This window comes from Pedobacter faecalis (assembly GCF_030182585.1).
Taxonomy (GTDB): domain Bacteria; phylum Bacteroidota; class Bacteroidia; order Sphingobacteriales; family Sphingobacteriaceae; genus Pedobacter; species Pedobacter faecalis.
In genome coordinates, this window is record NZ_JARXOW010000001.1 from 661,582 (window position 1) to 679,461 (window position 17,880).

At 48.9% G+C, this 17,880-nt stretch carries 13 protein-coding genes; 12 read left to right on the forward strand and 1 reads right to left on the reverse strand.

The genetic code is table 11. The features are described 5' to 3' along the window. Positions 1–10: 10 nt before the first annotated feature. Positions 11–2,710 carry an alanine--tRNA ligase gene (alaS, locus tag QEP07_RS02920; RefSeq protein ID WP_285008454.1) on the reverse strand — a complete coding sequence of 900 codons (2,700 nt, stop codon included), beginning with the start codon at positions 2,708–2,710 and terminating at the stop codon, positions 11–13. A 151-nt stretch (positions 2,711–2,861) separates the two neighbouring features. Between alaS and QEP07_RS02925 the strand changes: the two genes are divergently transcribed. The 12 genes from QEP07_RS02925 to QEP07_RS02980 all read left to right on the forward strand — a co-directional run bounded on the left by QEP07_RS02925 (position 2,862) and on the right by QEP07_RS02980 (position 17,877). Further along, positions 2,862–3,197 (forward strand): MerR family transcriptional regulator, encoded by a 336-nt coding sequence (locus QEP07_RS02925; protein ID WP_256005624.1) that lies wholly within the window; start codon positions 2,862–2,864, stop codon positions 3,195–3,197. A 97-nt stretch (positions 3,198–3,294) separates the two neighbouring features. Continuing rightward, the gene (locus tag QEP07_RS02930) at positions 3,295–5,322 is read left to right on the forward strand and encodes a helix-hairpin-helix domain-containing protein (RefSeq protein ID WP_285008455.1); all 2,028 of its coding nucleotides are present in this window, start codon (positions 3,295–3,297) and stop codon (positions 5,320–5,322) included. Then, a complete protein-coding gene (locus QEP07_RS02935) occupies positions 5,319–7,115 on the forward strand; it encodes a ComEC/Rec2 family competence protein (RefSeq protein WP_285008456.1) in 1,797 nt (598 codons plus the stop codon). The genes QEP07_RS02930 and QEP07_RS02935 overlap by 4 nt, the downstream gene beginning before the upstream one ends. A 122-nt stretch (positions 7,116–7,237) precedes the next feature. Then, a complete protein-coding gene (locus tag QEP07_RS02940; protein ID WP_285008457.1) occupies positions 7,238–9,472 on the forward strand; it encodes an ATP-binding protein in 2,235 nt (744 codons plus the stop codon). A 4-nt stretch (positions 9,473–9,476) separates the two neighbouring features. Continuing rightward, positions 9,477–9,896, forward strand: coding sequence for a response regulator (locus tag QEP07_RS02945; RefSeq protein ID WP_256005613.1), 420 nt, complete (start codon positions 9,477–9,479; stop codon positions 9,894–9,896). Between the two features lie 9 nt (positions 9,897–9,905). After that, the gene (locus QEP07_RS02950; protein ID WP_285008458.1) at positions 9,906–10,496 is read left to right on the forward strand and encodes a biliverdin-producing heme oxygenase; all 591 of its coding nucleotides are present in this window, start codon (positions 9,906–9,908) and stop codon (positions 10,494–10,496) included. Between the two features lie 3 nt (positions 10,497–10,499). Beyond that, complete coding sequence (locus QEP07_RS02955; protein ID WP_285008459.1) at positions 10,500–11,279, forward strand: enoyl-CoA hydratase/isomerase family protein; 780 nt, start codon at positions 10,500–10,502, stop codon at positions 11,277–11,279. Then, positions 11,273–13,135, forward strand: a complete 1,863-nt coding sequence (locus QEP07_RS02960) for an LTA synthase family protein (RefSeq protein ID WP_285008460.1) — start codon at positions 11,273–11,275, stop codon at positions 13,133–13,135. Before QEP07_RS02955 ends, QEP07_RS02960 begins: the two co-directional genes overlap by 7 nt. Positions 13,136–13,138: 3 nt before the next feature. Beyond that, positions 13,139–15,295: a S9 family peptidase gene (locus QEP07_RS02965; protein WP_285008461.1), complete on the forward strand. Its 2,157-nt coding sequence runs from the start codon at positions 13,139–13,141 to the stop codon at positions 15,293–15,295. Positions 15,296–15,361: 66 nt separating this feature from the next. Beyond that, on the forward strand, positions 15,362–16,117 hold the full coding sequence (locus QEP07_RS02970) for an MlaE family ABC transporter permease (protein ID WP_285008462.1): 756 nt from the start codon (positions 15,362–15,364) through the stop codon (positions 16,115–16,117). Between the two features lie 5 nt (positions 16,118–16,122). After that, positions 16,123–16,890: an ABC transporter ATP-binding protein gene (locus tag QEP07_RS02975; protein WP_285010720.1), complete on the forward strand. Its 768-nt coding sequence runs from the start codon at positions 16,123–16,125 to the stop codon at positions 16,888–16,890. A gap of 3 nt (positions 16,891–16,893) precedes the next feature. Next, the gene (locus tag QEP07_RS02980) at positions 16,894–17,877 is read left to right on the forward strand and encodes an MlaD family protein (protein WP_256005601.1); all 984 of its coding nucleotides are present in this window, start codon (positions 16,894–16,896) and stop codon (positions 17,875–17,877) included. Positions 17,878–17,880 lie beyond the last annotated feature (3 nt).

Consider the following 17,880-nt stretch of genomic DNA (forward strand, 5'->3'; position numbering starts at 1 on the left):
TAAGGAGGCGCTAAGCAATTAGCGCCTCTGCTTTTGTAAGTACATTAGCCAGTCCGTCTTTGTTTTTACCGCCTGCAGTGGCGTAAAAAGGCTGACCACCGCCTCCGCCCTGAATCTCTTTAGCCAGTTCGCGCACAATGTTGGAGGCGTTCAGGCCTTTATCTTTCACGAGGTTTTCCGAAAGCATTACGGTGATACCCGGCTTATCGTCGATCAGTGTGGTAAGTACCAGGAACAGGTCGTCTACCAGGTCCTTCACCGCAAAAGCCAGGTTTTTGACGGCATCGGCCGAGGGCAGGTCGACATGCGTTGCGATCATATTGATGCCGTTATGGGTCTTCATATGATGAACGATCTCATGCTTAAGGTTGGCCGACTGCTCTATCAGTGCTTTCTCTGCATCTTTCTTCAGTTTGTTGTTTTCTTCGATGAGTGCCAGCACACTTCCTTTCAGGTCTTTGCTGTTCTTAAGCAATGCCCTGAGCTCGTTAAGCTCACGGTTCTGATCGAGGATAAAAGCTTCAGCTTTGTCGGCCGTAATCGCCTCGATACGTCTTACGCCTGCGGCAACGGCACTCTCGGCGGTTATCTTGAAGTATCCGATATCGCCTGTAGCCTTGGCATGCGTACCGCCGCAGAGTTCTTTTGAGTAATGATCGTCGAAAGTGATGATACGTACCAGGTCGCCATACTTCTCGCCAAACAAAGCCGTAACTCCACTTGAAATTGCCTGATCGTAAGGCACATAACGCTGCTCTTTTAAAGGAATGTTTTCCCTGACTTTCTGGTTTACGAGGTGCTCGATCTCGGCGAGCTGCTCATCGGTTACCTTGGCAAAATGGGAGAAGTCGAACCGCAGGTAATCCGCGTTTACAAGGGAACCTTTTTGGTTGACATGGCTGCCCAGCACACGCTTTAATGCAGCGTGAAGCAGGTGTGTAGCAGTGTGGTTAGCCTGGGTAAGCAGACGCTTGTCCTCATCTATGACGGCGTAAAACTTACCCTCCGGATCTTCAGGAAGCGCATCGCTGTAATGTACCGTGATGCCGTTTTCCTTACGTGTATCGGTGATCTCCACGGAAAACATTCGGCTGTGATCTTCCAGTCGACCAGTATCGCCTACCTGTCCACCGCCTTCTGCATAGAAAGGTGTTTTGCTCAATACGATCTGGTATTGCTCTTTACCTTTAGACAAAACCTTACGGTATTTGATGATCTGGGTTTCAGCTTCTACTTCATCGTAACCGGTAAACTCCGTCTCCAGATCTTCATTGATATTCACCCAATCGCCCGTATCTATCGAAGTAGCCGCGCGTGAACGCTCCTTTTGTCGCAGTAAAGCAGCATTATATTCCTCCATGTCGACCTGCCAGTTTTTCTCCCTGGCCATCAGTTCGGTCAGGTCGATCGGAAAACCATAGGTATCGTTCAGTTCGAAAGCGAACTCGCCCGAAATCACCATCTGATCTTTCAGTATGCTGTACACCCATGGGTCTTCAAAGGCCTTTTCAGGCTCTATGGCGTTTTCAGACATCAGGTGATCTGCCTGTTTTTTGATATAGCTTTCAAAGCGCTGTATACCCGTAGCCAGGGTGCGCAGGAAGGAAAGTTCTTCTTCCAGGATCACCTTCTGCACGAAATCCTGCTGCAAGGCAAGCTCTTCAAATACACCCTCAAACTGCTGCGCCAATACCGGCACCAGCTGGTTCAGGAAAGGCTCTTTAAGGTTGAGGAAGGTATACGCATAACGTACGGCGCGACGAAGGATGCGGCGGATCACGTAACCCGCTTTATTATTGGATGGCAATTGTCCGTCGGCAATCACAAAGGAAATCGCCCGGATGTGGTCGGCCATCACACGCATCGCAATATCTGTTTTTTCATCAGCCCCGTAAACCACACCGGCGTGCGCAGCGATGTGCTGAATGAGTGGCTGAAATACGTCGGTATCATAATTGGACTGCTTCTGCTGAAGTACGCGAACTAAGCGCTCAAAACCCATACCCGTATCTACATGTTGTGCAGGTAGAGGCTGTAACGAGCCGTCTTTCAACCGGTTAAACTGCATGAATACGTTATTCCAGATCTCTATGACCTGAGGATGGTCGGCGTTGACCAGCGACTTGCCTTCTACCTGCGCACGCTCTTCGGCAGAGCGGCAGTCGACATGAATCTCCGAGCATGGCCCGCATGGTCCTGTATCGCCCATTTCCCAGAAATTGTCTTTTTTATTTCCCAGGATGATGCGGTCTTCCGGAACAAACTGTTTCCATAATTCGTAAGCTTCGGTATCCCGTGGCAGGCCTTCCTTCTCATCGCCCTCGAAAATAGAGACGTACAGCTGATCTTTAGGAATCTTATACACCTCGGTCAGCAATTCCCAGCTCCAGGCAATGGCTTCTTTCTTGAAATAATCGCCAAAGCTCCAATTGCCCAGCATTTCAAACATCGTATGGTGATAGGTATCGATACCAACCTCTTCGAGGTCGTTATGCTTTCCTGAAACACGCAGACAACGCTGCGTATCGGCCACACGCGGGTATTTGATTGCGGCTTCGCCAAGGAACAGGTCTTTAAACTGGTTCATCCCCGCGTTGGTGAACATTAACGTGGGATCGTTTTTTATAACAATCGGCGCCGAAGGCACGATATTGTGCTGCTTCGATTTAAAAAACTCCAAAAATGCCTGTCTGATTTCCTTAGCTGTCATGTAATAAGATTTGAATAGGGCAAAATTAGCATAATTCCGCTAAGGTAAAGGGCGAAAAAAATTTCCGGTGGTTCTATGGTTTGTTGCTAAACTTTATCTAAGTTTGACAACTTCAAATAAAAGCTGTAAATCGTTAATAATCAATACCGGGATGCCTTACAAAGAACGGGAAATCAATAAAATGTACTACACCATGGGTGAAGTAACCGAGATGTTTGGTGTAAACGCTTCGCAGATCAGATTTTATGAAAAGGAGTTTGACGTACTGCAGCCTAAGAAGAATAAAAAGGGCAACAGGCTCTTTACGCCAGAGGATATCGAAAATTTGAAAATCATCTTTCACCTGGTAGATGATAAGGGTTTCACGCTTAAAGGTGCCAAGGAGCACATGAAAAACAATAGCGGTGAGGTGAAAGAAAATCAGAAGATCATCGCCTCCCTGGAACGTCTGAAAGATTTCCTGCTCAAACTTAACGAGGAAATTTAAATCCGCTTCAAAATATCTGGCTGATATTCAGGTGTGTTTTAATTTAACCGGTTATCCATTTTGCTTTAAGGAAAAATAATGGCTGATTTGACGGCGTATGTCTACCGTCAGATTATTTCTATGCGTGTTTTTGTGGCCCGGCGCTTTTGGGTTAACGGCTTTGCGTGCCGGCGCACAGGAAACGGATGTTATTAAAGATATCATTGAACAGCTTTCGGAGACGGCGCCGGAGGATACGGACTGGTCTGAATTGACGGAACGACTTATTTATCTGCGTAAACACCCTCTTGACCTGAACCGGGCCGACGCCGGGCAACTGAAAGAATTGTTGTTTCTTTCACCTCTGCAAATTGCAAACCTGCTGAACCATATTAAGGCCAACGGTGCGCTGCAGGATTTTGTGGAACTGCAGGTGGTTGAGGGCTTCGACGAGCTGACGCTCTCGATACTGAGTCCTTTCGTGTATGTGGGCAACGCGGGTACTGGGTTTTCGGGGACTGGGGTGGCCATCGAAGGCAAACATGACCTGATGCTGAGGTATGGCCGGCTGCTGGAACAACAGAAGGGTTTCAAGGATTTGTCTGGCAGCAGGTATCTGGGCGGCCCCGACAAGGTGCTGATGCGGTATAAGTATACGGTCGACAAGCGTTTCTCGGCTGCCTTAATAGCTGAAAAAGACGCTGGAGAATCCTGGCTTAACAAGTATAGTCCCGATCACCTCTCCTTTCACGTAGCACTGTATAATCGCGGCCGACTGAAACGCCTGGTACTCGGCGATTACAGTCTGCAGTTCGGCCAGGGTCTCACCTTATGGTCCGGGTTTGCTTATGGCAAGGGACCGGATGTGACCAGTGTGGCGGCCAATGAGACCGGACTTAAAGCTTATCACTCGGCCAACGAGCTCTCCTTTTTCCGGGGCTCTGCAGCAAGTATTCGTCTGACGCAGCACCTTGACCTGACAGCTTTTGTTTCAAGGCGCCGCCTGGATGCAAGTTTGAAACAAACGGAGGACGGATTTACCCTACAGAATATCGGGTCGACCGGCCTGCACCGCACTGCTACCGAGCGAAAGAACCAGCATAGTCTGTCCCACACCCTGTACGGTACAGCCCTGCAATATCACCGTTCAGATCTGAGTGTGGGGCTGGTCGCCCATCATTCCGGCTTCGGACATCGCTTCGTGACTGGCAATCAGCTGTACAACATGTACAGCTTTGAGGGCAGAGAACTCAGCAATGCGGGTTTTCATTACAGCTATACCTGGAAGAATACCTATATATACGGCGAGGCGGCCAATAGTATCGGCTCCGGCTGGGCTTTTGTAAATGGTATGCTAAGCAGCTTATCGCCGCGACTCTCATGGGTAATCTTGTACCGGCGCTACGACCGCGACTATCATAACTTCTTTAGTCGCGCCCCCGGCGAAGGCACAGAAACCAGCAATGAACGAGGCTTTTACACTGGGTTCAATTACAGCATCAGAAAAAAATGGCTGTTTTCTGTGTATGGCGACTATTTTCGCTTTCCGTGGCTCAAATATCGCGTTGATGCGCCTTCGTCGGGTTATGAGACACTCGGACAGGCGACCTACACGCCTAATAAGCAGAGCAGATTTTTACTGAGGTATAAGGTAGAACGTAAGCAGCAAAATGCCGATGGCGGAGGCGAAGGTGTGGTTCCCGTCGTGAAGCAAACGCTTCGAATGGACGGGAGCTGGAAGTGGGGACCGCGGATTGCGCTTCATCACCGTACGGAGCTTAGCGGGTATGAGAAGGCTGCGATCAAAGAAACAGGTTGGGCCGTGATGCAGGATGCGGACTATAAGCCGCTTCGTGGCCGGATGTCGTTTAATGTCCGTCTGGCTTATTTTTGCACACCTTCCTACAACAGCCGGATTTATGCCTATGAGGATGATGTACTCTATGGTGGCGCTTCGGCGGCATACAGCGGTAAGGGCCTAAGGTTTTATCAGAACGTTCGGGTGCGCTTGTGGCGGTCGGGCGACCTCTGGCTGAGGTATGCTATATACTGGTATTCGGACCGGGAGACTATTGGGACCGGCCTCGACGAGATACAGGGCAACCAGAAATCAGACTTCAAAATACAGTTTAGATATCAGTTTTGAAACATTTGAAAAACAATGGTTTGTCGGACATTACACTGGCGCGAATTACCTTACCTTATGTGCTTGGTTTATGTGCATTTTATGCCTTGCGGCATAGTAGCCTGCTTAGCTTGTTGGTCGCCCTAAGCAGTATACTATTTATCTGCTTATGTGTGGCAAACATGCTGTATGCCCGGGCGAGGATGTACCGCTACAAGCTAATTATCGGTGCACTACTTTATCTGCTGCTTTTCTTGCTGGGCGGCATATGCTGCCTGCTTCACCGGCAGTCTGACCGACCCCAGCACTTTTCCCACCTGCCCCGGAGCGGCTACCTGCGCATCAGGGTAGATACGGAACCACATGATAAGCCAGGTTCGGTCGCCTTTACGGCTGATGTGACCGCCTGGGGATCGGATACCCTGCGGAGTACCCTGGGCAGGTTGCAGGTATACCTGAGGCTCGATAGTCCCGCCGCCTTGCCTAAGTTGCGTTACGGTGATGAATTGTTGATCCCGGCAAAATATCGCGAGCCGAAAGCACCGCAACATGAGGGGCAGTTTGATTATCGGGCATGGCTGGCTGCGAAGAATGTGTATCACCAGGCTTTCCTGGAAGAAAGTAAGGTTAGGCTGCTTGCGAGGGATAAGGGAAACCCGGTTCAGGCTTTTGCCTTTAAATTGCGGGCGCAGCAGGTATCGTATTACCGGAAGGTGATTTCAAAAGCGGATCATCAGGCGCTGCTCTCGGCGCTGATATTAGGTTATAAAGCTGAATTGGATCAGCATACGCTGACGATGTATGCGGGCACGGGAATCATTCATGCCCTTTCGGTATCCGGCATGCATGTGGGAATGATCTACATGGTGCTTACCTGGCTGCTCAGGTTCATGGATGGCGGGCGTTTGCTCAGGACGATCCGAACGATGCTGATGTTGCTTTTGATCTGGGGGTATGCGGTGCTGACCGGCCTCTCGCCTTCTGCCCTGCGGGCAGCCGTGATGATCAGCGTTTTAATATTATCGCGAGCCGCTTCAAGGCCGGTCAATAACTACAACGTACTTGCATTTACAGCGCTCGTGATGCTGGTAGCTGATCCGTTTCTGGTATGGGATGCAGGATTTCAGCTCTCTTTCCTGGCGGTGTTTGGTTTGATGTGGCTGCAGCCAAAGTTCGAGGGAATATACCGCCCGCCTAACCGCGTTGTTGCTTTTTTCTGGAGTTCGACATGCATGTCGATTGCCGCGCAACTGGCTACTTTCCCGCTAAGCATCTACTATTTTCATCAGTTTCCAGTCTGCTTTCTGGTCAGCAACCTGTTTGTACTGCTGCCGCTTACGATGATCATGTACCTGGGTATTGCGCTGCTTTTGTTGCGGGCCGGTTTTCTGGCTGGCGTACTGGAATATTTGATAGACCTGATGCACCGGGGATTGAATGCGATTGCAGGTATGCCGGGTTCGACCATTTCGGGTATTTGGGTTGACCGGACGGAACTTGTGCTGATCACACTTAGTGGTGTATTATTGGTGTTTGCTTTTTCGCACGGCAAAAAGCAACTGTTGATCGCTGCCCTGTGCTGTGGCTTGTGCACGCAGCTTTATCATACAATGGGGCTGTTTAGTTCACTGTCCCAACGTAAGTCTATCCGCTTTGATCTTCCGCAGGGTAAAATAATGGCTTTTTTATCCGGCAGGCATGCTGTGCTGGTAGCACTGAGGCAGCCCGACAAGGAAAAATTTCGTTATTTGATTAAGCCGGTGCTGGATAAACATAGGGTTGCGGGTGAGCAATGGCTTTTTATTTCTAAATAAAAAATCAAACAAATACTCCTGATGGTTGTTAACACTCCTTTACATTTTAAGGGTCGCTCTTTTAATTGTTCAAATTTCTGATATTTTTGTGCGATATCCTTATCATACACGACTAACATTACATGAATAACATTACCGTTGACCTGACGAATTGTGACAGAGAGCCAATACATATTCCAGGAAAAGTCCAATCGCACGGGTGCCTGATTGCGGTAGATGGCGAAAGCCATTTGATTACCTATGCAAGCGAAAATGTGCAAACCTATCTGAACGTGAGTGCAAAGGATTTGCTGGGCAAGCATATCGGCGAGCTGTCGGGCAGCTTTAGCCAGGGATCACAGGAAGTCGATTTCCCTGCCCTTATTAAAATTGGCAGGACCCAGCAGAGTTTTGATGCGGTAAACCCGTACCGACTGCTTGTTAACGGAGAGGCTGCTTACCTTGTGATACATCAGTCGGCCACCGACTTTGTGCTGGAGTTTGAGCCGGCTACGCTGGAGTATGATATTCAGAATGTGATCGGAAGGTCGGTTTCGGAGATCCTGGCCAACAAAACGCTGGCAGGTTTGCTTCATAATGCGGCCAGGGAGGTTAAAAACATTATTGAGTACGACCGTGTGATGATCTATAAGTTCCAGGAAGACGGTCATGGTGAGGTGGTAGCGGAAGTCAAGAATGATGACCTTGAGCCGTTCTTCGGGCTCCACTATCCTGCTTCTGACATCCCTAAACAGGCCAGGGAGCTTTATAAGCTGAACTATACCCGGATCATCGCTGACGTTAATGCGGAGGCTTCGCCTATTCTTACTTTCGAGCCTAACAAACCGCTTGATCTGACGCACTCTTGTCTGCGTGCTGTTTCGCCTGTACATATTCAGTATCTTAAGAATATGGGCGTGGCGTCGAGTTTTAGTATTTCACTGATCAGCAATGGGGAGTTATGGGGACTGATCGCCTGCCATAGCTACAGTCCGAAATTTATTGACTACAAAGCCAGAGAGGGTGCTAAACTGATTGGTCAGATCTTGTCCTCGGCCTTAGAATACCGCGAGATGGAGGAAGAAACAGAGCGCGATAATGTGCTTAAGGAGGCCGTTCAGGAAATCGGCAGCTACCTGGAAAAGGATGCCGATCTGATTGCTGCGCTAACTAAGTATAAGTATAACCTTCAGCAGGTTACTCATGCGTCTGGCGTGGCCATCTTGTTTGAGGATGAAATGCACACCCTGGGTGAGACACCCTCGGAAGAGGATTTAAAGGACATCTTCAAGTGGCTGAAAAGGAATATGTCGGAGTCCATTTACCATACCAGCCAGTTTCCGGAGGTATACACTCCTGCGAAGAAGTATGCAGACACAGCAAGCGGTATTTTTGCATGCATGCTTTCGCGTGAACTGGGTGAACTGATTGTTTGGTTTAAACCGGAACAGATCAGAACGATAAACTGGGCCGGAAATCCGGAGAAGCCTATGGAGCCCGCGCAGGATACGGATCCGAACGCTCCTGCGGGACTCATGATGCTTTCTCCGAGAAATTCGTTTGAGAGCTGGGCGCAGATCGTGAAGAACACTTCGGCTCGGTGGTCGCAAATTGAAATATCGACGGTGCTTAAACTACGTGAAAGGATCATTACGACCATCAACCAGCGGGCCAACGAGATCAGGCAGCTCAATGAACGACTTAAACTGGCGTATGATGAACTGGACACCTTCAGTTATACAATTTCGCATGATCTGCGTACGCCGCTGACCTCGATAAAAAGTTATACGGAATTATTTCTGGCACAGCATAAGGACCTCGACGAGCGGGGGAAAAGTTTACTCAATCGTGTGGTTGCTGGGGCAGATAAGATGGGATTTCTGATCAACGAGATTTTAAAGCTGGCCAGAGTGGGCCGTTCGGAAATTGATTTTGTGCAGATCGATATGCCTAAACTGCTTTCAGAAATCAGTACAGAGGTGATTTCGGCACTGAAAGCGGAGCATGTTAAGATTGAGTTTGGCGACTGTCCGGACCTGGAGGGCGACCATACGCTGATCTCTCAGGTGTTTTCCAACCTGATCGGAAATGCGGTAAAATACAGTCAGCGTTCTGAAGCTCCGGTGGTACGCGTTGAGGCGCAAACGGATAAGGATCAAATTGTTTACAACATTAAGGATAATGGCATCGGTATTGATGTGAACTATCATGATAAAGTATTTGAGCTCTTTAAAAGAATGGAAAATGTAAGAGATTATGAGGGTACCGGGGTTGGCCTGGCCATCGTAAAAAGAATTATCGAAAAGCACAACGGACGTATTTGGTTCGAGAGTGAATTGGGTGTTGGGACAACTTTTTATGTAGCATTTAAGAAATAGGGATATGGCTTCGCCGGATATATTTTATGTAGAGGATGACCAGGATTTTGCTTTTATCCTGGAGCACGCGGTTAAGGAAGTTCGGGACGACCTGACTGTAAGTGTTGTGGAAGACGGAAGGGACGCTATTGCGCAACTGGAGCAGTTTGTGCTGCACAGGAAGCGACCGAAGCTGATCTTGCTGGATTTGAACCTTCCGGGTTTATCGGGCCTGGACTTGCTGAAAAGGATCAAAGAGATCCCTTTTCTAAGGTACACGCCGGTTATCCTTTTTTCCACTTCAGACGACCCGCTCGATGTGAGGGCTTCGTACGAATTCGGGGCAAACGCTTATATTACCAAACCTTCGGGATATAACAACCTGATCTCCTGTGTTAAGTCTATGCATGAGTTTTGGTTTAAGCAAAACCGCTCGATCAATTAAACCTTTTAAATGCTTCAGGAAAAATTAAAGCACGACACGCTGTTGCAGCATGAGCGACTGGAATCGCTGATGTTTGTAGACAACATCATGGGCAAAACGTTGAACCCTGATCAATACAAAAAAATATTACTAACAAATTACATAGCGCACAAAGCGTACGAAGAGGCTATTTTCGGTGCCATTGGCCCGGATTTAGCAGCTCGTCTGGATCTGAACGCGAGACGTAAGCTTGCTGCGCTGGAAAGGGATGTGGAAGAGGCTGGTTTGGACGAGCAGCTGTTTAAGGCTGAACTGATCGTAAAAGGCCTGAAGCCGCTTCATTTTAACGAGGCGGCCGCACTAGGTGCCTTATATGTGATGGAAGGTGCTACGCTGGGCGGAAGTGTGATATTAAAACAGCTGAAGCTTAATCCTTCATTTGCCGGCAAGGGTCTGAATTTTTATTATTACGGGGTGTATGGCGGGGCGCTGATGGCGAACTGGAAATCGTTCGTGGATGTGCTTAACGCATTCCCGGAAGGTAATGAGGACGAGGTGGTTGAAGGAGCCAAACAAATGTTTGACGCGATTTCCGCCATAGCCGAAATTGCCTATATTTGAGGAATGAATGAACCACTGGTTTTATACAGCGTTACGGACCGGATCGCTAGTATTACCATCAACAGGGTTGAAAAGCGAAACGCGCTGAACCCGGAACTTGTGGCTTTGCTTACGGAATCGCTTTTAAGGGCATCGGAAGATGATGAGGTGAAAGTGATCGTGCTGAAGGCCAACGGAAAAGTATTCAGCGCAGGGGCCGATCTGGCTTACCTGCAGCAACTGCAGCAAAATAGTTACGAGGAAAATCTGGCCGATTCTGAAAATCTGAAGCGTTTATTTACGACCATATATTATCTCCCTAAAATTGTGATCGCACAGGTGGAAGGCCATGCTATTGCGGGAGGATGCGGCCTGGCTACGGTATGCGATTTTGTGTTTGCGGTGCCGGAAGCAAATTTTGGATACACGGAGGTAAAGCTTGGCTTTGTGCCGGCCATTGTGTCCTGCTTCCTGGTAAACAAGACTTCTGAAACGATCGCCAAGCGGATTTTGCTTACAGGCGAGCTGTTTTCTGCCAGGCAGGCGCTTGAATTCGGCCTGATCACAGAGGTTGTTGAAGGCCATGAAATCGCCGGCCGTGTACTGGAACTTGCCCAAAAGCTTTGTACAGAGACATCCGCGAATTCGCTGATGGTGACCAAGCAACTGATCGGGCAGACCAACAATCCTTTGCTGGAAAAGAACCTGGCTTTTGCGGTGCAGATCAACGCACGTGTGCGTGACAGCGAAGATTTTAAGCGTGGCGTGGCTTCTTTTATTAAAAAGGTGCAGATCAAATGGTAAACAGCCTGGCATTTTTTGCCAGATTCTTCCTGTTCTGGCTCTTGTTTTTTGTGGTGGACCGCCTCAGCTTTCTGTTGATCAATATGGCTGCTGTTAGTCAGTTTCCCTTTTCGGAAACCGCCTCGGTGTTTGTGCATGCGCTGGCGCTCGACTTATCGATGTGCGGTTATATCCTGGTCATACCCCTTCTTGTCTTTTCTTTTGCCCTGCTTAGCGGCAGAAAGGAATTGGGGCTGCGCTGGCTTTCGTTTTACGATGGCTTTCTGGTAGTTATCTTCAGCATTATTTCCGTTGCAAACTTTAATATTTACCGGGAATGGGGCACCAAGATGAATGCAAAGGCGATTGATTTCGCTTTCGGTTCCCCGGGCGAGGCGCTGGCGTCGAGTGCCTCCTCCCCTGTGTTTCTGACGCTGTTTACGCTTGCCGTGCTGATCGCTTTTGGATTGGTGCTGCAAAGATTTGTGATGCCGTCAAAACTGAGGTTTGGCCGGATTGCGCTTGCACCTCGCATTCTGGTGGTGCTGGCTTTATTTTTTGGTACGTTCGTCATGATCAGAGGTGGGCTTAAAGGTTCGCCTATGAAACAGAGTATGGCGTATTTCTCGAAAGAGCAGATCTTAAACCACGCTGCCGTGAATACGCCTTGGAATTTGCTTTCGAGCGTACTGTCGTCGGGCAAAATAACCAAAAATCCATATGTGTACCTGAAGCCTGAACAGGCCTCTGCTTATGTGGACAGCATATATCGGGTGAGTAAGGATACAACGGTGTCGATCCTGAAGAATAAGCGCCCGAATGTGGTTCTGATCATTATAGAAAGTTTTGGGGCCGACCTGACCATGACCCTGGGAAATGAACCGGGCATTACGCCGAACTTTGATGCTATGATCCGAGAGGGCGTGTTGTTTAGCCGCATCTATGCCTCGGGAAGTCGCACAGACAAAGGAATTATCGCTACGCTGGCAGGTTTCCCTACTCTGGCCGCCAGCAGTATGATGAAGTGGCCCGACAAGATGCAGAAGCTCCCGGCGATCTCTCAATCGCTTTTTAAGCAGGGCTACCAGACTTCTTTCTATTATGGTGGGGAATCGGAATTTGATAATTATAAGGCCTTTATTTTAAGCCATCATTACAGCAGGCTTGTCGACCGCAACAACTTTGACACTCCGGGCAAATCGACCTGGGGCCAGTTTGACGAGGCGGTTTTCAGCAAGCAGATTGCCGAACTGCGATCGGAGAAACAGCCTTTCTTTTCTACCCTGCTTACGCTCACGAACCATGAACCTTATGTGGTTCCTGGCAAACCTAAATTTGGTTCGGCTGATAATAAAGCGAAGTTTAAAAGCACGGCTTTTTATACGGATTCCTGCATTCAGGCTTATATTGCAGAGGCCAAAAAACAGCCTTGGTATAGCAACACGCTATTTGTATTTGTGGCCGACCATGCCCATGCCTATCCTAAGGACCGCTTTGATGTGGCTGTCCCGGAACGTTATCACATCCCGATGCTTTTCTACGGGGAGGTGATTGATAAGGCCTACAGGGGAAAGCAATTTGACGTAACGGGAAGTCAGACAGACCTTGCTGCTACCCTGCTCGCCCAGCTTGCCCTGCCAGCTAAAGATTTCAGGTGGAGCAAGAACCTGTTGAACCCGAGTGTAAAACCTTCGGCATTTTTTAGCTGGGACAATGGTTCGGGCTTTATCTATAACAAACATTATGTTACTTTTGATCATGTAGGTCAGTCGGTTTTGCATAACAGCGATGAGGGTGACAAACCGGGCAGTGCTGAGGTGTTAAATATGAACAAGGCTTACCTGCAAATGGTATATCAGGAATTTACTGATCTTTAAAATATGAGATATAAACATTTTGTGTTTGCGTTAACCGCAGTCGTTTTTTCTTTCTTTAGCGCTGCTGCGCAGGACATCAAGTGGAAAGATGGCAGTTCGTATTATGAAATTTCTAACGGGGAGCTTGTTTCGATTACCCTGCCGGGGGGCGACCGCAAAGTGATCGTGGGGCGCAGCCTGTTGTATGGCAACCAGAACAGCGGTCTGACGAACTTCAAAGACTTCGCGTTTTCTGCGGATGGCTCGAAGGTGCTTTTGTATGCCAACGCGAAAAAGGTTTGGCGCTACGAGACCCGGGGCGACTATTTTGTGGCCGATCTGAAAAGCAACCGCATCACCAAACTGGGTAAGGATAAGCCGGCTTCGTCGCTGATGTTTGCGAAGTTTTCGCCGGACGGCAATAAGGTAGCTTATGTGAGTAAGCACAATCTGTATGTGGAGGATCTGACGAGCGGAACGATAACGGCATTGACGAGCGACGGGACGGACCGACTGATTAACGGTACGTTTGACTGGGCGTATGAAGAGGAATTTGACTGCCGGGACGGTTTCCGCTGGAGCCCGGACGGCAAATCCATTGCTTACTGGCAGATCGATGCGACGCGGATCAAGAATTTCCTGATGATCAACAACACGGATTCGATCTATGCCTATACCATTCCGGTTGAATACCCGAAGGTGGGCGAAAACCCTTCCTCCTGCCGCATTGGCGTGGTTAGCGTAAACGGCGGTGCCACAAGCTGGCTGCAGGTGCCGGGCGACATGGTTCAGCATTATATTCCGCGTATGGACTGGATCCCGAACAGCAATGAGATCATCTTGCAGCAGTTGAACCGCGAACAGAATGTAAGCAAGCTGTTCGTGGCTAGCGGGTCGACCGGCAGCGTGAACAATATTTTTACAGAAACAGATAAGGCCTGGGTAGATGCCGGAAAACCATGGCACTGGCTGGATGAAGGCAAAAGCTTTATCTGGACCAGCGAAAAGGACGGATGGCGTCATTTGTACAGGATCAGTCGCGACGGCCGCAAGCAAACGCTGATCACCGTTGGGAATTACGATGTGATAGAGACTTCGCTGGTGGATGAAGAGAACGGTTTGGTCTACTTTATGGCATCACCAACGAATGCCACGCAGCGGTATCTTTATAAAACGAAGTTGAACGGCTCGGGAAAGGCTGAAATGGTGACACCTTCTATCATGCCGGGAACACACAGCTACGACATCTCTCCGGGTGCCTTGTTTGCCCGACATAGTTATCAGAATGCCAGCGTTCCTCCGCTCACGGAATGGATGCGCATGACGAGTTTAAATCCGCTTACCATGGAAGGTAGTATTACCAATCAGCTGGGCCGCATTAAGCCACCTAAAAATAAGGTGGAGTTTTTTAAGGTGACGACTGCCGACGGCGTGGAGATGGATGGCTGGATGAAAAAGCCGGATAATTTCGATCAGACAAAAAAATACCCTGTGGTGTTCTACGTGTATGGCGAGCCTGCAGGGCAGACGGTTACCGACACTTACGGTGCAGGAAGAAACTGGCTGTATGCCGGTGATATGGCGCAGGACGGATATATCTACATCTCGGTGGAGAACCGGGGTGCACCGGCACCTAAGGGCAGGGAATGGCGCAAAAGTATTTTCCAGAAGATCGGTACACTTAACGTGCGCGACCAGGCGATGGCTGCCCAGGAGATTCTGAAATGGAATTTTGTGGATAAAGACCGGGTAGCGGTTTGGGGCTGGAGCGGCGGCGGTTCTTCTACCTTGAACCTCTTGTTCCAATATCCGGAAATATATAAGACCGGCATCGCGATAGCGGCTGTGGGCAATCAACTGACTTACGACAACATCTATCAGGAACGCTATATGGGGTCGCCGTTAAAGTCGACCGAGGCCTATGTGAAAGGATCACCTGTAACTCATGCCAAAAACCTGAAAGGGAATCTGCTTTATATACATGGTACGGGCGACGACAACGTGCACTATCAGAATGCGGAGATGCTGATCAATGAACTGGTAAGGCACAGGAAGATTTTCCAGCTGATGGCCTACCCGAACCGCACACACAGCATCAACGAAGGTGATGGTACTTCGGAACATTTGGCGCTGACTTACACGAGGTTCCTTCAAACGTATTGTCCGCCCGGAGGTAAATAGCCAAAAGTGTTTACCTTTGCCATTTATGGCGCATAGTTTGATAGTGATGTGCATACCGTATTTTGAATGAATTTTAGAAATATATTTATCACCCTTTATGATGTATTTCAGTTTATAGGGCGTTTTTTTAAAGAGGCTTTTCTGCCGCCCTATGAGGGCAAGGAATTGCTGAAGCAGTGTTATGATATTGGTTATAAGTCGCTCGCCCTTATTTCGCTAACCGGGTTCATCACCGGAATCGTTTTTACCAAGCAGTCGAGGCCTTCCCTGGCTGAGTTTGGCGCGACATCCTGGCTCCCTTCGCTGGTGGGTATTGCGCTGTTGCGTACCCTCGCTCCGCTCCTGACCTCGCTCATTGCGGCTGGGAAGGTTGGTTCGAGCATTGGCGCCGAACTGGGATCGATGCGGGTAACTGAACAAATTGATGCGATGGAAGTGTCGGCGACGAATCCTTTTAAATTCCTGGTGAGCACCCGAGTGCTTGCGGCGACGATAACTATCCCCATCCTGACCTTTTATACGGCTTTGGTAGGTATGCTGGGTGCATTGCTGAATGTGTCGCTTAGTGAGGGTACAAGCGCTAAACTGTTTTTTCAAGCTTCACTGGAGTCGATCACCTTTCTGGATATTACCGCTTCTACGATCAAGGCAGTGATCTTTGGTTTCACGATAGGTATTGTAGGCTGCTATCAGGGTTATAATTCGGCAAAGGGAACCGAAGGTGTAGGTAGAGCGGCGAATGCCTCGGTGGTGATCGGAATGTTCCTGATCTTTATTGAGGAAGTCGTTTCCGTTCAGTTCTTTGGTTTATTCAGAAGTTGACCATGATGGAAAGACAAAGCGGGGAAAAACCGGAAAGCGTTATTGAAATACGGGATTTGTATAAGTCGTTTGGCGACTACCATGTTCTAAGGGGCGTCGACCTTGATCTGTATAAGGGCGAGAACCTTGTGGTGCTGGGTAAGTCGGGAACGGGTAAGTCGGTGCTGATCAAGATTGTGGTGGGTTTGCTTAAGCCCGATCGTGGGCGGGTAAGCGTATTGAACAGCCTCATTGATCAGATCACGTATAAAGAGTTGCTCGAACTGAGACTTAAGGTGGGGTTTTCATTCCAGAACAGTGCGCTGTACGACAGTATGACCGTGCGGGAGAACCTGGAATTTCCGTTGGTACGCAACCGTCGAAAGCTGACAAAACAAGAGGTGAGCCTGGCTGTGGAAGAGATGCTGGATGCGGTGGGTTTGCTGCAAACGATTAATCAGATGCCTTCGGAATTGTCGGGCGGTCAGCGTAAACGGATCGGTATTGCACGCACGCTGATCCTTAAACCGGAGATTATGCTCTATGATGAGCCAACGGCGGGACTGGATCCAATTACCTGCCTGGAAATAAATAGTTTAATTAATGAGGTGCAGGAACGGTTTCACACCAGTTCTATCATTATTACGCACGACCTTACCTGTGCTAAGGCGGTGGGCGATCGCGTAGCCATGCTCCTGGACGGGAAATTTGAGCGCCAGGGTACCTTTGAGGAGGTATTTGATACTACGGATCCTCGTGTGAAACCATTTTACGATTATAATTTTATACAATAGAATATGCAGGCTACAGAGAATCGCAGGAAGATTACAGTGGGGATTTTTATTTTATTAGGACTGGTCATTTTTGTGGTGGGAATATTTACGCTCGGCTCGCAGAAAAAGGCTTTTGTGAAGAGCTTTACTGTGGACGTAGTGTTCGACGACATTCAGGGTTTGAAGGCCGGAAATAACGTTTGGTTCTCGGGCGTGAAGATCGGTACGATTAAGAAGATCCAGTTTTACGGAACATCGCAGGTGCAGGTTTTCCTGAATATTGAGGAGGAGGCCCATAAATACATCCACAAAGATGCTACGGCCAGCATCAGTTCAGATGGACTGATTGGCAACAAGATCATTGTGGTGACCGGGGGAAGTCCGAAGTTTCCTTTTGTGGAAGACGGCGACCGGTTGAGGGCAAGTACAACCTTGTCGACCGACGACATCATGCAGACTTTCCAGGTGAACAATAAAAACCTGGTGGATGTGACGGCTGACTTTAAGGTATTGGCACGGAGCCTCGTGGAAGGTAAGGGAACGGCGGGAACGCTTTTATCGGACGAGGAAGTGGCGTCGAATTTTAAACAGATTGTTGCGAACCTGAAAACGACAACGGCTTCGGCCGACAGGATGGCGCGTGAGCTCGATGCTTTCTCGAAAAGATTGAATACTAAGGGCGGGCTTGCCGACAAGCTGCTTACGGATACCGCCGTGTTTGCCCAGTTGGAATCGTCGGTTAACGAACTGCGCAAGACTGCCGCTTCGGCCGCTACCCTTACGGAAAATCTGAACACGGCATCTGGCAAACTGAACCAAACGGACAATGCGCTGGGTGTTTTACTGAACGACGAGGCGACTGCAGAACAGCTGAAGGGAATTGTGAGGAATATGGAGACCAGCAGCAAAAAGCTTGATGAGAATCTGGAGGCGCTGCAGCACAATTTCCTGTTGCGCGGCTTCTTTAAAAAGCGTGCGAGGGAACAGGCTGAAGCACAAAAACCATAACGG